Source organism: Sporosarcina sp. NCCP-2331 (assembly GCF_023707945.1).
Lineage (GTDB): Bacteria > Bacillota > Bacilli > Bacillales_A > Planococcaceae > Sporosarcina > Sporosarcina cascadiensis.
Genome location: NZ_BRCD01000002.1, coordinates 134,506 through 148,878, shown reverse-complemented (window position 1 = coordinate 148,878; position 14,373 = coordinate 134,506). Strand labels below are relative to the sequence as shown.

The window sequence follows — 14,373 nt, the reverse complement described above, 5'->3', positions numbered from 1 at the left end:
GGGAATGGGGGATTGGCTGATGAAATATGAAATCCGCTCAGATACCGGGCTGAAACGAACGGTAAATGAAGATGAAGCGGCCGTGTTCGTTCATTCAAGAAACAATGCAGTGCTTGCTGTCATTGCAGACGGAATGGGCGGGCATAAAGGAGGAGATTATGCCAGTGCCACTGCCGTGCAGATGATTGGAGAGCAATTCATGTCTGCAAGTGGCGAAGTGGAGACAGAACAGGATTGGTACGATCTGCTTTATGATTCTGTCGTGGATGTTAATCTATATTTGTATAATAAAGCACAGCAGGATGAAAGCTATAAAGGGATGGGCACCACACTTGATTTGGCATTGGTTTTGGGAGATCAATGCCTGGTTTTTCACGTAGGCGACAGCCGGATCTATCAAGTGACCGGCAAAGCGATCCGGCAAATTACAAAAGATCATTCATTTGTCAATGTACTCCTCGAAAGCGGCGAAATTACTGAGCAGGAAGCGGAAGTACATCCACAACGTAATTGGATAATGAAAGCGGTGGGATCTGAGAAATCGATCGTCCCGGATCTATATACAATCGACTTGCCTTCGAAATCTTATTTGCTGCTTTGTACAGATGGTTTAAGCAATAAAATTGAAAAAGAATTGATGCTGGATATTATATTACGTAATGTTCCGTTAGCGGAAAAAGCCGATAATTTTGTAGAATTGGCTAATAATCGCGGCGGCGAAGACAATATCACGGTGATTTTATTGGAAATACCTGAAAACGAGGTGATTCCAACATGATCGGAAGACGAATCGGACAGCGCTATGAAATTATCCGCGTCATTGGAGACGGGGGAATGTCACGGGTTTATCTGGCTCATGATATTATCTTGGATCGTGATGTGGCGATTAAAGTCCTGCACTATGATTTCGCCAATGAAGAAGAACTGAAAAAACGATTCCAGCGGGAAGCATTGTCGGCAACCAGTCTGACACACCCGCATATCGTTAATATTTTTGATGTAGGTCAAGAAGACGAACTCCATTATTTAGTGATGGAATACATACCTGGCCGTACATTGAAGGAATATATTCATACGCACGGCGCGCTGACTGCTGAACATGCGGTGTCCATTATGCTTCAGCTAGTATCTGCTATTTCTCATGCGCATCATAATGGTATCGTGCACCGGGACATCAAGCCGCAGAATGTGCTGATGAACGGTGAAGATGACGTGAAAATAACAGACTTCGGTATTGCGATGGCTTTGAATTCCACTGCTCACACGAAAACCAACTCGGTAATCGGTACGGTTCATTATCTTTCTCCTGAACAGGCAAGAGGGGGGATGGCGACAAAGCGTTCCGATATTTATTCTCTCGGCATCGTTTTTTATGAACTGCTTACAGGGAAATTGCCATTTTCTGCAGAAACAGCTGTGGCGATAGCGTTGAAGCATCTTCAGGAAGAAACACCTTCAGTTCGTGAACAGATGCCTGAAATTCCGCAAAGTGTGGAAAACGTCATCTTGAAAGCTACGGCAAAAGATGCGAACTACCGCTATGATACAGCAGATGATATGTACGATGACTTGCTGACTGTGCTTTCCTCGGAACGTGCAAATGAAGCAAAGTTCACCCTGCCGTTTGATGATGACCGTACTGTAGCGATTCCTATTGTAAAGGATCCGAATAAATTTAATAATGTCGAAGATACAGTCAAAATCGCACCGGTAAAAAAAGAGCCAGAACCGGCTGTTCCTGAAAAGAAGAAAAAGAAAAAGAAAAAGAAAAAGTGGCCGGTCATTCTGGGTGTCAGTGTGCTGATTATTGCGTTGCTCGCGGTATTACTGACGATGCTGCTGAAACCAAAAGAGATTATTGTCCCTAAAGTTGTTGGCGAAGAAGAGTTGGCGGCTACAGAAATTCTTGAAAAAGAAGGCTTTGTGATTGACGAACGATTCGAAGAAACTTCTGATGAATTTATTGCAGGACAGGTGATTAAGACGGTTCCTGAAGCGGGCAAGAAGCGTAAAGAAGGCGACGGAGTGAAATTATTTGTCAGTCTGGGCAAAGACAAAATGACTTTGGAAAACTATACAGGCCGTAATTACGAAGCAACAGTGCGACTGTTGGAGAGCTATGGATTCGAGTTTGGTGATCCTGTTGAAGAATACAATGATGAACCGGAAGGAACCATAATCGGCCAGCAACCCGAGGCCGGCGAAGAAGTCGTGCCGGATGAGGCTGAACTGATCTTTACCGTCAGTAAAGGGAAGGAACTTCAGTCATTGAATGATCTGCGCGGCATGTCTGAAAAAGAACTGAAAAGCTACGCAAAGAGCTCCGGATTCAATATTCATATTGTCAGTGAGGAGCATTCAGAGAGTGTAGAAAAAGGCCGTGTGATTTCTCAAAAGCCTTCTAAAGGCACTAAAATGGATAAAAACGGCCGTGTAGATGTCGTCCTTTCCAAAGGAGCGCCGAGTAAACCGGTGAAGCTGCTGGTCAAGACGATTACGATACCTTATGAATATCAGGAATTTGACGAAGACGGAGACGGCGAGGCGGAAATGCAGCCTCAGAAAATCCAAATTTATATACAGGATCGCAACCGTACGATGAATGATCCTGCGGAAGAATTTGAAATTACGGAAGATATTACACGAAAGATTTCAATTGAGCTGGAGCAGGGGGGGCGCGGAGGTTATAAAATTCTGCGTGACCAGACCGTTATAGAAGAAGATAAATTCGATTATAAAGAGTTGGATTAAAGGAGGAGTTCGATGGCAGAAGGTCAGATTCGAAAAGCAATCAGCGGTTTTTATTATGTAGAACACGAGGGTGAATTGATTCAATGTAAAAGCCGCGGCGTGTTCCGTTTGAAAAAGATTAACCCGCTGGTTGGCGATACAGTCACATATGTTCCGGATGGAGAGAATGATGCGCTGATCACGGATGTTCACCCGCGAAAAAGCGAGCTGGTCAGGCCGCCAATCGCGAATGTGGACCAGGCGCTTCTTGTCTTCTCCGTCGTCGAACCAGACATGAGCCTGCGTTTGCTGGACCGTTTTCTGACGGTCATTGAATCCCATCAGCTTGAGCCGATTATCTATATCTCAAAAGAAGATCTTGCAGATGACCGGACGGTGGAAGCTAATGAAAGTAATTTAACATACTATCAGAACATCGGCTACACTATACTGCGCAACCGCGGCAATGAAGATACGCTGCTGGAAGTGCTGCGCCCCTATTTAACTGACAAGACTACTGTTCTCGCGGGGCAGTCGGGTGTAGGGAAGTCTACCCTGCTGAATACGCTGCTGCCTGAGCTGGATCTAAAAACCGGGGTCATTTCTGATGCTCTCGGGCGCGGAAAACACACGACACGTCATGTGGAACTGATGGAAGTGGCGGGTGGTTTAGTAGCAGATACACCGGGTTTCAGTTCACTCGATTTTGATCATATTGAAAAGGAAGAGCTGCGGAATTATTTCCTTGAAATTGCCGAAGCCGGTGAAAGATGCAAATTCAGAGGGTGCATTCATGTGAAAGAACCTGGCTGCGCAGTGAAATCGCAGGTGGAAGAAGGCGTTATCTCTGATTCACGCTACAAAAATTATTTATTATTCCTACAGGAAATTACAGACCGAAAGCCGAGGTATTGATCATGATAAAAATCGCACCGTCTATTTTAGCAGCAGACTTTGCAAAGCTTGGAGAAGAAGTGAAGGAAGTAGAAAAAGCAGGTGCTGAACTGATTCATATTGACGTCATGGACGGTCATTTCGTACCGAACATTACGATGGGGCCTATTGTAGTGGAAGCATTGCGTCCGCTGACGGATCTGCCGCTTGACGTTCATTTGATGATTGAAAATCCGGACGATTATATCGAAAGCTTCGCAAAAGCAGGCGCGGATTATATTACAGTTCACGTGGAAGCCTGCCGTCATCTGCACAGAACGCTTCAATTGATCAAATCAGCAGGTGCGAAGCCGGGTGTCGTTCTGAATCCACACACACCTGTTGAGCAGATCATGCACGTGCTTGAGGATGTGGAAATGGTCCTGTTTATGACAGTGAATCCTGGATTCGGTGGACAGTCATTTATTCATTCTGTTATACCGAAAGTGAAGCAGCTGTCAGACATTATTACAGAACGCGGCCTGTCAATTGAAATTGAGATTGACGGCGGCATTAATGAAGAAACGATTAAGCCATGTGTAGAAGCCGGAGCGACAATTTTTGTTGCGGGCTCTGCAATTTACAATCAGGAAGACCGGGCAAAAGCATTGCAGGCGATTAAATCTGCCGGCGAGAGTGTGAGTATTCAATGAAATATGCCATCATTTGCGCGGCGGGTCCTATTGAAGAAGTAGTGGATTTAGCGGAATATGATCAGGAAGATACGGTTTATATCGGTGTGGACCGCGGGGCTTTTTATTTATTGGAAAAAGGTATTCAGCCGAATGAAGCGGTGGGAGATTTTGATTCGGTGTCTGAAGAGCAGTTTGCAGCGATAAAATCTTCTGTTGATATTATTCATCAGGCCAATGAAGAAAAAGATGAGACAGATACCGAACTGGCTGTGCAGCGGGCGCTGGCGTATGAACCGGATTATATTGTATTGACAGGTGTCACGGGCGGACGTCTCGATCACTTGCAGTCAGCGCTGCATTTGCTGTACCGCATGCAGTCGGAGCATCGCAAAGTGAAGTTTAAAATTCACAATACGACGAATGATATACGAGTCATGCTGCCCGGAGTACGCCGGGTGAAAAAAGATGAGCGTTATCCTTATACCTCATTTTTCTCGTTCGGCCCTGTCGTGACAGGCTTGACGCTCACTGGTTTCAAGTATGAGACGGTCAATGAACGGCTCGAAATGGGCATGACCCGATTTACGAGTAATGAAACGGCGGCGGATGTTTGTACTATCTCTTTCCGTGACGGCATATGCTTAATGGTAAGGAGTTCAGATTCCTGAAAGGAGTGGGGATTTGCGAGTATATACATTCACGCTGCCGAAGTTCGTCAGCAATATCGTCAGAAAATGCGCAGTCGCGTTCCAGAAGGACGGCCGTGCTAAATCAACTGTTGCTGCGAATAGTAAAGCCAGCAAGTCGAAAAGACGTAAAAAAGAAAAAACACAAGGCGCCTGATATAGGCGCCTTGTGTTTTTTACATATAAGACTCAATTACACACGTTGTACTTTGCCTGATTTTAAAGCTCTAGCAGATACCCAAACACGTTTAGGTTTACCGTCTACTAAGATTCTCACTTTTTGAAGGTTTGCACCCCAAGTGCGTTTGCTTGAGTTCAGAGCGTGTGAACGAGTGTTTCCAGAACGTGCTTTACGTCCAGTGATAACACATTGTTTAGCCATTTTAGTACCTCCTCGTGAATTATTTAGCGATTCACGTTACAATTCGCATACCATAGTACTTTATCATAAGGTCGGGAACGTTGCAACAATTTTTTACGATGCTTTCAAGCTTTTTTCCTTTACAGGTTTTTTTCACAACAAGAATACTTTCTTTCTTGATGAAATCCCGTATAATGTACGTATGATGGTCGAATAGTGTTGGGAGGAGAAAAGGATGTCAATCGAACTGAAAAATGAACATGGAACCATAGATATTACGAATGACGTAATTGCCCAGGTAGTCGGAGAGGCTGCAATCGAGTGTTACGGAATTGTGGGAATGGCTTCACAACACCAAATTCGTGACGGACTTACTGAAATTCTCCGGAAAGAAAATTTTGCCCGCGGCGTAATCGTACGCAATGAAGGCGATGAATTCCACATCGATATGTATGTCATCATGAGCTATGGCACGAAAATTACTGAAGTATCCTATCAAGTACAGTCTAAAGTACAATATACAGTGAAGAAGACGTTGGGTCTTTCAGTCAGCTCAGTTAATATTTTTGTTCAGGGAGTTCGGGTAACGAACGTGTAGAAGGAGGCCTTTTAGTTAATGAGTTCATTAAATGGATTGCAATTTGCGAAGATGGTAGAAATGGGTGCGCATCACCTTCAGCAAAATGCTGATTACGTAGATTCTTTAAATGTATTCCCTGTTCCGGACGGTGATACGGGAACAAATATGAATTTATCCATGACTTCCGGTGCGAAGGAAACGGAATTACATGCACAGGAACATATCGGGCTCACTGCCCAGGCATTCTCCAAAGGTTTGCTGATGGGTGCAAGAGGCAATTCGGGTGTTATCCTGTCCCAGTTATTCCGGGGATTCAGCAAGCAGATTGAGAACGAAGCGGCAGTCACGGTAAAGCAGTTCGCAGAAGCGCTGAAATATGGTGTGGATACTGCCTATAAAGCCGTAATGAAGCCGGTTGAAGGGACCATTCTGACTGTAGCGAAGGACGCTTCCAATGCAGCTGTTTCTGCTATTGAGGAAGCGGCAGATCTGACACAGCTGCTGGAAACAGTTGTTAAAGAGGCCAAGGCTTCATTGAAGAGAACGCCTGATTTGCTGCCTGTCTTGAAAGAAGTAGGAGTTGTCGACAGCGGCGGACAAGGTCTGGTATATGTGTATGAAGGATTTTTGGCGTGCCTGAAAGGTGAAGATCTTCCTGAAAAGACGGTCGTTCATTCAATGGAAGATTTAGTGAATACGGAACATCACCGCAGTGTGCAGGGATTTATGAATGCGGAAGATATCGAATTCGGCTACTGCACGGAGTTTATGGTGAAATTAGATGCCGGTAAACAGCTGGAGCAGCCGTTTGATGAATCAGTTTTCCGTCAGGATTTAAGTGAGATGGGGGATTCTCTGCTCGTCATTTCCGATGATGAAGTAGTTAAAGTACATATTCACACAGAAGAGCCGGGAGATGCATTGTCTTACGGCCAAAAATACGGTTCACTGACGAAAATGAAGATCGAAAATATGCGTGAACAGCACAATGATATTATGGAGCGTGACCGCGTTCCTAAAGTGGTGAAACAACAGCATAAATATGCTATTGTCACGGTTTCAATGGGCTCCGGAATAGCGGAGCTGTTAAAGAGCATCGGTGCATCTGCTGTGATTGAAGGCGGTCAGACGATGAATCCTTCCACGGAAGATATCGTCAAAGCTATTCAGGAAATCGGTGCGGAGAAAGTACTGATTCTGCCGAATAATAAAAACATTGTGATGGCGGCTGAACAGGCCGCTGAAGTGCTCGAAATCGAAGCGGCGGTTGTCCCGACTACATCGGTGCCTGAAGGCTTGGCAGCAATTCTTGCATTCAATCCTGAAGCGACAGTGGAAAAAAATGCACTGGCTATGCGGGAGGCTGCATCTTACGTGAAAACAGGACAAGTCACCTATGCTGTGCGCGATACTTCCATTGATGGTGTGACGATCAGGAAAGATGATTTCATGGGAATTGCCCAAGGGAAAATCACTAGCTCCAATCCTTCATTGGAAGAGGTTACGAAGAAATTAATCGCTTCAATGATCGATGAAGAGGATGAAATCGTTACAGTCATTTACGGTGAAGATGTTTCTTCGGAAGATGCAAAGGAGATCGGTTCCTACATTGAAGAGCAGTTTGATCATGTAGACGTTGAACTGTACGCAGGCAAACAGCCATTGTATCCATATATTTTTTCAGTTGAATAAAATTTTACGTTGTCCTTTTTAGAGGGACAACGTTTTTATTTTCCGGCTTTTTCATGGTAAACTAAAAAGAAGAACATCCGTTTTCTAACTTACCGCGAGAGGAGGTGGCCCGTGATGGGAAATGTTTTGCAGCAAAAGGTGGACACAGTGAAAGGAATCGGTAAAACGACCGCTGAACAGTTTATGAAACTCGGAATTCTGACAGTTGAGGATCTGCTCTATACTTTTCCTTATCGGCATGAAGATTTCAGAATGACGGATCTGATGGAAACTCCTCATAATGAGCGTGTCACAGTAGAAGGCCGGGTCGAATCGGAACCTGCTGTATTTTATTCGGGGAAGAGCCGCTCCCGTCTGCAGCTTCGTCTGCTGGTCGGTCATCATTTGATAAAAGCAGTGTTTTTCAATCAGCATTATTTGAAGGATCGTCTGGCGACGGGAATGAATATTACGGTGACGGGCACATGGGACAGAGGCCGCCAGTCGATTACAGTCAACCGCCTGCACACAGGGGAGCAGATTGATTTTGAGCCTGTCTACAGCTTGAAAGGCGTGATGCATCAGAAAACGTTCAGGCGTTATATGCGCAATGCGCTCGATGCTGCCGCAGACTCTATTATTGAAACATTGCCAGTTTCTATATTAGAAGAGTACCGGCTGCCGACGCTCAGTGAAGCGCTGGATATGATTCATTTCCCTACCAAACTGCAAGACGTCAAACAGGCAAGAAGAAGATTTTCGTACGAGGAACTGCTGCTGTTTCAGCTGAAAATTCAAGGTGTCAAGAAATTGCGCAAAGAGCAGGAGAAGGGACTCATCATCCAATACGATTTGGAATTGCTGAAGAAGTTTATTGATTCGCTGCCTTTTGAATTAACGAATGCGCAGAAGCGTGTAGTAAATGAATTATGCGCAGAATTAAAAGCACCCCTCCGGATGAACCGTCTGCTGCAGGGAGATGTAGGTTCCGGGAAGACTGCAGTGGCAGCAATTGCCTTATATGCAGCGATTACGGCCGGTTTCCAAGGTGCACTCATGGCGCCGACAGAAATTTTAGCGGAGCAGCATGCCGAATTATTAGCTGACTGGTTTGAACCGTTCGGAGTGACCGTAGCATTTTTAGCGGGATCGACGAAAACGAAAGCACGCAGGGAACTTCTTGAGCGGCTGGAAGCGGGAGATATTGATTTGCTGATTGGAACACACGCGCTGATTCAGCCGGAAGTACAGTTTCGCAGCTTGGGCTTTGTCGTGACGGATGAACAGCACCGTTTTGGCGTCGAACAGCGGCGGGTGCTGCGGGATAAAGGGCTGAATCCGGATGTCCTGTTCATGACAGCAACACCGATTCCGCGTACACTTGCCATTACCGTTTTCGGAGAGATGGATGTGTCGATTCTTGATGAACTGCCTGCGGGTCGGAAGGAAATTGAAACACATTGGCTGAAAGAAGAATCTCTGGTACCTGTGCTGCAGAAAATGGAGAAAGAGCTGCGCGCCGGGCGTCAGGCGTATGTGATCTGCCCGCTGATTGAGGAATCCGACAAGCTGGATGTACAAAATGCGGTGGAAGTTCATGCAGAACTGAGTAATTATTTTGCCGGACGCTACCGTGTCGGATTAATGCACGGACGTCTGCCTTCTGCGGAAAAGGAACAGGTCATGCGTTCCTTCAGTGAAGGCGAACTGGATATATTAGTCTCTACGACCGTTGTGGAAGTCGGTGTCAATGTACCGAATGCTACGTTCATGCTGATTTATGATGCAACGCGTTTCGGTCTGGCGCAGCTCCATCAGCTGAGGGGGCGTGTCGGACGGGGATCAGATCAGTCGTACTGCGTATTGCTTGCCAATCCTTCGTCTGAGGAAGGGAAAATGCGGATGCAGTCGATGACAGAGACCAATGACGGTTTTGTACTCGCTGAAAAAGACTTGGAGCTTCGCGGCGCCGGAGATATTTTTGGCAGGAAACAAAGCGGAATGCCTGAATTTAAAGTAGCGGATTTGGTGCATGATTTTAAAGTCCTGGCGACCGCACGCCAAGATGCCGAACGACTGCTGAATTCTGACGATTTTTGGCAAAATACAGAGTACGCGGCGCTTCGGCAGCGGCTGGAAGAGTCTGGCGCTTTGACGGATAAACGAATTGATTAGCCGTCATACACCGTATGTCCGCAAGAAATTAGATCTTCTCTTGCAATCTGTTTTGTCACTTACTATACTTAGTATTAGTACCAAGTGCTAAAATGAAGGGGTGTAGCAATTGAAAGTTCCCAAAAAGGAGCGGCAGAGCTTGCTGCAAAGCCTGCTCGCAGGAGATCCTTTTTTGACGGATGAGGACCTCGCCCGGCATTTTTCAGTGAGTGTTCAGACCATCCGGCTGGATCGGCTGGAATGCGGCATCCCTGAATTAAGGGAGCGGCTGAAGTCTGTCGCTTCGCAGCATATGCAGGAAACAGTGAAATCATTGCAGACAGAAGAAATCTTCGGAGAAATTATTGATGTAGAACTGGATAATAAAGCGCTGTCTATATTTGATGTGACGATTGATCACGTTTTCAAGCGCAATGGCATTGCGAGAGGCCATCATTTATTTGCACAGGCAAATTCATTGGCTGTAGCGGTGCTGGATGATGACCTGGCACTGACTGTGCGGTCTGCTCTGCATTTTGAGAAACCGGTTCGGGCAGGTGACCGTGTGGTTGCCAGGGCAACGGTGAGGCGGGAAACGTTAAAAAATAAAAGTACGGTCGTCGATGTGGTCTCTACAGTTGAAAATATAACCGTTTTTTCTGGAGAGTTTCAAATGTATCGAATGACACGGAAAGGCAGGTAATTGCAGATGATTATCGCAGTTGACGCAATGGGCGGAGATAATGCCCCCGGAGAGATTGTAAAAGGGGCTTTGCAGAGCCTGCATGCATTTGAAGACATAACTATACATATATTTGGTGATGAACAAAAAATGGCTCCTTTCCTGGAATCGCATGAGAGACTGAAAGTGATTCATTGTTCCGAAGTAATTGAACCGGACGATGAACCGGTACGGGCAATCCGTAAAAAGAAAGATGCTTCCATGGTCCGCATGGCGCAGGCAGTGAAAGACGGCGAGGCGCAGGCCTGTGTATCAGCAGGAAATACCGGCGCATTGATGTCTGCCGGACTGTTCATCGTGGGACGTCTCGAAGGTATTCAGCGGCCGGCACTTGCGCCGACTTTGCCGACGATTGACGGCAGCGGATTCGTGCTTCTTGATGTAGGTGCGAATTCAGACAGCAAGCCTGCTCAGCTTGCTCAGTTTGCGGTAATGGGCAGTGTCTACGCAGAAAAAGTCCGCGGAATCAAAAAGCCGCGAGTCGGACTGCTGAATATCGGCACCGAAGAAGGAAAAGGCAATGAATTGACGAAACAGGCATTTGATTATTTGCAAAAAGCCCCTGTTCATTTCATTGGAAATGTCGAGTCGCGTGATTTGCTTAACGGCGCGGCGGACGTTGTCGTGACGGACGGCTTTACAGGCAATATGGTGCTGAAGACGATTGAAGGAACAGCGATGAATGTATTCGCCATGATAAAAGATGTTTTCATGTCTTCCTTCAAGACGAAACTGGCTGCCGGCTTAGTAAAGGACGATCTGAAAGGCCTGAAGCAGAAGATGGATTACTCCGAATATGGCGGAGCAGGTTTATTCGGGCTGAATCATCCGGTGATTAAAGCGCATGGTTCATCAAATGCCAATGCTTTTTTCAATGCGGTCCGTCAGGCGCGGACAATGGTGGAATACCGTGTATGTGAAACGATAAGAGAAACAATCGGAGAGGAAGAGGAATCTTGAGTAAACTGGCATTTGTATTCCCTGGACAAGGCTCACAGGCTGTAGGGATGGTGAAAGAATTTGCAGAACGTGATAAAGCATGCAAGAAGTTTTTACAGCAGGCAGATAAAGCGCTTGGTTTCGAACTGAGCAAACTGATGCTTGAAGGTCCTCAAGATGAACTTACCTTAACTTATAATGCACAGCCCGCTTTATTGACAGCGGGTGCAATGATCGCGGCGAAACTGGAAGCGGCAGGAATCACGCCGGACTACTCGGCAGGGCACAGCCTGGGTGAGTATACCGCGCTTGTTGAATCCAAAGTCCTTTCATTTGAAGATGCAGTCGTTGCTGTGCATAAACGCGGCCTGTATATGAACGAAGCGGTTCCTGCAGGTAAAGGCGCGATGGCGGCAATTTTAGGTATGGACCATGATGTGCTGGAATCCATTACATCCAATATTACAGAATCAGGACATCCAGTTCAGCCGGCAAATCTGAATTGTCCTGGACAGATTGTTATTTCAGGGGCAAAAGAGGGTGTAAATAAGGCCTGTGTTGCGCTGAAAGAAGCAGGAGCGAAACGTGCATTGCTGTTGGACGTCAGCGGGCCGTTTCATTCGGTGCTGATGGAACCGGCTGCAGCTGAACTGGAAAAGACTCTGTCAGAAATCGATATGAAAGACGCAGAGATTCCTGTCATTGCGAACGTAACGGCAGATGTCGTGACGAATCAAGAGGAAATCAGGAAGTTATTAGTGGAGCAGCTATATTCTCCGGTCCGCTGGGAAGAATCTGTAGAAAAACTGTTGGATCTTGGCGTGACGCGTTTTATTGAATGCGGCCCCGGCAAAGTGCTCAGCGGTTTAATTCGGAAAATCGACCGGACAGCAACTGTTTATCCGGTATATGACGAAGAGTCACTGCAAAAAGTGCTGGATGAAGCGAAGGAGTGGTCGTAATGGGGAAATTTGATGGGAAAACAGCAGTCGTCACGGGAGCTTCCCGCGGGATCGGCCGTACGGTTGCACTGCATCTTGCTGCAGAAGGTGCGAAAGTAGTTGTAAACTACAGTGGCAGCCAGGCAAAAGCAGAAGAAGTAGCAGAAGAGATTCGCACAGCCGGCGGAGAAGCGCTTGTGTTTCAGGCGAATGTCTCGGATGCAGATCAAGTAAAAGAAATGATGGATGAAACGATCAAGCAGTTCGGCTCGATCGATTTTCTCGTCAATAACGCTGGAATTACACGAGATAACTTATTGATGCGAATGAAAGAAGACGAGTGGGATGATGTGCTGTCGATTAATCTCAAAGGCGTTTTCCTATGCACGAAAGCAGTTGCGCGCCAAATGATGCGCCAGCGTTCTGGACGAATTGTTAATTTGGCTTCCGTTGTCGGCATTGCCGGAAACGCTGGTCAGGCTAACTACGTAGCGGCTAAAGCAGGAGTCATCGGGTTGACAAAAACCACTGCGAAAGAATTAGCTGCACGTAATATTTTAGTGAATGCGGTTGCGCCGGGATTCATTACGACAGATATGACGGACGAACTGGGCGACGAGATGAAAGAGCAATTGCTGTCGACTATTCCGCTGGGCCGTCTTGGCAGTGCCGATGATGTGGCGGGTACTGTAGCCTTCCTTTTATCAGATGAAGCGAAATATATCACAGGCCAAACGATCAATGTGGACGGCGGCATGGTAATGTAAATGGACGAGTTCTTTGAACGCTGCAATCAATGGTTGCACATTGAGGAGTGAAACCTCTATAATTCAATAGAAGTGTATGGGCTGTGAATAGCCTTGAGAGGAGGTGACTATGTTGTCAACAGTACTTGAGCGTGTAACTAAAGTAGTTGTCGACCGTCTGGGCGTCGACGAAAGCGAAGTAAAACCTGAAGCTTCTTTCCGTGAGGATCTGGGAGCTGATTCACTAGATGTAGTAGAGCTTGTTATGGAATTTGAAGATGAGTTTGAAACAGAAATTTCTGATGACGATGCAGAAAAAATTGCAACTGTCGGAGATGCAGTAACGTACATTACAGAAAAAGTCGGCGAATGACCTTTTGGTGAGACACTTTCTTCCCTTCATCTGAAAAGGGAGAGGGCGTCTCATTTCGCTTTATTATTAAAACGAACCACAACACAGATTACAGACGAAGGGCAGAGTAGTTTATGAAAAATAAAAAACATATAAAAGAATCTTCACCCCATCCAACCTTACCGCAGCCGGTTCGGGAAAAATTCAAAACGCTTCAACAGCAGTTAGGTGTAGAATTTCAAGATGAGAGCTTATTGTTTAACGCATTTACACACTCTTCTTATGTGAATGAACACCGGCGCAAGAAATTTTCCGATAATGAACGGCTGGAGTTTTTGGGAGATGCAGTTCTTGAACTGGGTGTGTCCAAATTTTTATTCCGCACAGAGCCTTCAAAGAGTGAAGGGGAATTAACGAAACTTCGTGCAGCAATCGTTTGTGAACCGTCATTAGTAAAGTTTTCCAATGAGCTTCATTTTGGTGATTATATATTGCTGGGCAAAGGTGAGGAACTGACAGGCGGAAGAATGCGGCCTGCTTTGCTTGCGGATGTATTCGAAGCATATATCGGGGCACTTTATTTGGATCAGGGCATGGAAACAGTAGAAGAATTTTTACAACGAATCGTTTTTCCGAAAATTAGTATCGGAGCTTTTTCGCATGTGACAGATTATAAAAGTCGTCTGCAGGAATTGGTGCAGCAAAAGAATAACGGACCTCTTCAATATGAAGTGGTTGAGGAAAAAGGTCCTGCACATGCGAAAAAGTTTGTTACCGTGGTGAGTCTGAATGACAAGCAGCTAGGTAAAGGAATTGGCAAGTCTAAAAAAGAAGCTGAACAGGAAGCTGCCCGCCGAGCGATTGAACAACTGCAGTCGCAGACGAACGAAGGGGAGAATTAAT

General features: G+C 46.0%; 16 protein-coding genes. 15 read left to right on the top strand and 1 reads right to left on the bottom strand.

From position 1 onward, the window contains the following. Positions 1-19: 19 nt before the first annotated feature. The 6 genes from NCCP2331_RS01920 to spoVM are packed head-to-tail and all read left to right on the top strand — an operon-like array spanning position 20 to position 5,141. On the top strand, positions 20-778 hold the full coding sequence (locus NCCP2331_RS01920; protein ID WP_194841011.1) for a Stp1/IreP family PP2C-type Ser/Thr phosphatase: 759 nt from the start codon (positions 20-22) through the stop codon (positions 776-778). After that, entirely contained in the window at positions 775-2,751 is a 1,977-nt protein-coding gene (pknB, locus tag NCCP2331_RS01915) for a Stk1 family PASTA domain-containing Ser/Thr kinase (protein WP_251668128.1), read from the top strand. Before NCCP2331_RS01920 ends, pknB begins: the two co-directional genes overlap by 4 nt. 12 nt (positions 2,752-2,763) lie before the next feature. Next, positions 2,764-3,645, top strand: a complete 882-nt coding sequence (gene rsgA, locus NCCP2331_RS01910) for a ribosome small subunit-dependent GTPase A (protein ID WP_153720471.1) — start codon at positions 2,764-2,766, stop codon at positions 3,643-3,645. A gap of 2 nt (positions 3,646-3,647) precedes the next feature. After that, positions 3,648-4,316: a ribulose-phosphate 3-epimerase gene (gene rpe, locus NCCP2331_RS01905; protein ID WP_251668127.1), complete on the top strand. Its 669-nt coding sequence runs from the start codon at positions 3,648-3,650 to the stop codon at positions 4,314-4,316. Further along, positions 4,313-4,966, top strand: a complete 654-nt coding sequence (locus tag NCCP2331_RS01900) for a thiamine diphosphokinase (protein WP_251668125.1) — start codon at positions 4,313-4,315, stop codon at positions 4,964-4,966. The genes rpe and NCCP2331_RS01900 overlap by 4 nt, the downstream gene beginning before the upstream one ends. A 13-nt stretch (positions 4,967-4,979) precedes the next feature. Continuing rightward, a complete protein-coding gene (gene spoVM, locus NCCP2331_RS01895; RefSeq protein WP_153720468.1) occupies positions 4,980-5,141 on the top strand; it encodes a stage V sporulation protein SpoVM in 162 nt (53 codons plus the stop codon). 36 nt (positions 5,142-5,177) lie between these two features. Here spoVM and rpmB read toward each other — a convergent pair whose 3' ends face one another. Continuing rightward, entirely contained in the window at positions 5,178-5,366 is a 189-nt protein-coding gene (gene rpmB / locus NCCP2331_RS01890) for a 50S ribosomal protein L28 (RefSeq protein WP_009765550.1), read from the bottom strand. 214 nt (positions 5,367-5,580) lie between these two features. Between rpmB and NCCP2331_RS01885 the strand changes: the two genes are divergently transcribed. The 9 genes from NCCP2331_RS01885 (at position 5,581) to rnc (ending at position 14,372) form a co-directional block, all read left to right on the top strand. Next, positions 5,581-5,943, top strand: coding sequence for an Asp23/Gls24 family envelope stress response protein (locus tag NCCP2331_RS01885; RefSeq protein ID WP_153720467.1), 363 nt, complete (start codon positions 5,581-5,583; stop codon positions 5,941-5,943). A gap of 18 nt (positions 5,944-5,961) precedes the next feature. Then, entirely contained in the window at positions 5,962-7,617 is a 1,656-nt protein-coding gene (locus NCCP2331_RS01880; RefSeq protein WP_251668123.1) for a DAK2 domain-containing protein, read from the top strand. Positions 7,618-7,731: 114 nt separating this feature from the next. After that, on the top strand, positions 7,732-9,771 hold the full coding sequence (gene recG, locus NCCP2331_RS01875) for an ATP-dependent DNA helicase RecG (RefSeq protein ID WP_251668121.1): 2,040 nt from the start codon (positions 7,732-7,734) through the stop codon (positions 9,769-9,771). Between the two features lie 109 nt (positions 9,772-9,880). Further along, positions 9,881-10,453, top strand: coding sequence for a transcription factor FapR (gene fapR, locus NCCP2331_RS01870; RefSeq protein ID WP_251668119.1), 573 nt, complete (start codon positions 9,881-9,883; stop codon positions 10,451-10,453). Positions 10,454-10,459: 6 nt separating this feature from the next. Further along, positions 10,460-11,452 carry a phosphate acyltransferase PlsX gene (gene plsX, locus NCCP2331_RS01865; RefSeq protein ID WP_251668117.1) on the top strand — a complete coding sequence of 331 codons (993 nt, stop codon included), beginning with the start codon at positions 10,460-10,462 and terminating at the stop codon, positions 11,450-11,452. After that, positions 11,449-12,393: an ACP S-malonyltransferase gene (fabD, locus tag NCCP2331_RS01860; RefSeq protein WP_251668115.1), complete on the top strand. Its 945-nt coding sequence runs from the start codon at positions 11,449-11,451 to the stop codon at positions 12,391-12,393. Before plsX ends, fabD begins: the two co-directional genes overlap by 4 nt. Further along, positions 12,393-13,139, top strand: coding sequence for a 3-oxoacyl-[acyl-carrier-protein] reductase (gene fabG / locus NCCP2331_RS01855; protein WP_153720461.1), 747 nt, complete (start codon positions 12,393-12,395; stop codon positions 13,137-13,139). The genes fabD and fabG overlap by 1 nt, the downstream gene beginning before the upstream one ends. Positions 13,140-13,251: 112 nt before the next feature. Beyond that, positions 13,252-13,491: an acyl carrier protein gene (locus NCCP2331_RS01850; RefSeq protein ID WP_029052326.1), complete on the top strand. Its 240-nt coding sequence runs from the start codon at positions 13,252-13,254 to the stop codon at positions 13,489-13,491. A gap of 113 nt (positions 13,492-13,604) precedes the next feature. Beyond that, the gene (rnc, locus tag NCCP2331_RS01845) at positions 13,605-14,372 is read left to right on the top strand and encodes a ribonuclease III (RefSeq protein ID WP_251668112.1); all 768 of its coding nucleotides are present in this window, start codon (positions 13,605-13,607) and stop codon (positions 14,370-14,372) included. Position 14,373 lies beyond the last annotated feature (1 nt).

Coding starts and splice junctions, on each gene's coding strand:
- rpe (WP_251668127.1), top strand. CDS start 3,648: ATGATAAAAATCGCACCGTCTATTTTAGCAGCAGACTTTGCAAAGCTT.
- NCCP2331_RS01900 (WP_251668125.1), top strand. CDS start 4,313: ATGAAATATGCCATCATTTGCGCGGCGGGTCCTATTGAAGAAGTAGTG.
- NCCP2331_RS01885 (WP_153720467.1), top strand. CDS start 5,581: ATGTCAATCGAACTGAAAAATGAACATGGAACCATAGATATTACGAAT.
- fabG (WP_153720461.1), top strand. CDS start 12,393: ATGGGGAAATTTGATGGGAAAACAGCAGTCGTCACGGGAGCTTCCCGC.
- NCCP2331_RS01880 (WP_251668123.1), top strand. CDS start 5,962: ATGAGTTCATTAAATGGATTGCAATTTGCGAAGATGGTAGAAATGGGT.
- rnc (WP_251668112.1), top strand. CDS start 13,605: ATGAAAAATAAAAAACATATAAAAGAATCTTCACCCCATCCAACCTTA.
- rsgA (WP_153720471.1), top strand. CDS start 2,764: ATGGCAGAAGGTCAGATTCGAAAAGCAATCAGCGGTTTTTATTATGTA.
- pknB (WP_251668128.1), top strand. CDS start 775: ATGATCGGAAGACGAATCGGACAGCGCTATGAAATTATCCGCGTCATT.
- recG (WP_251668121.1), top strand. CDS start 7,732: ATGGGAAATGTTTTGCAGCAAAAGGTGGACACAGTGAAAGGAATCGGT.
- plsX (WP_251668117.1), top strand. CDS start 10,460: ATGATTATCGCAGTTGACGCAATGGGCGGAGATAATGCCCCCGGAGAG.
- rpmB (WP_009765550.1), bottom strand. CDS start 5,366: ATGGCTAAACAATGTGTTATCACTGGACGTAAAGCACGTTCTGGAAAC.
- NCCP2331_RS01920 (WP_194841011.1), top strand. CDS start 20: ATGAAATATGAAATCCGCTCAGATACCGGGCTGAAACGAACGGTAAAT.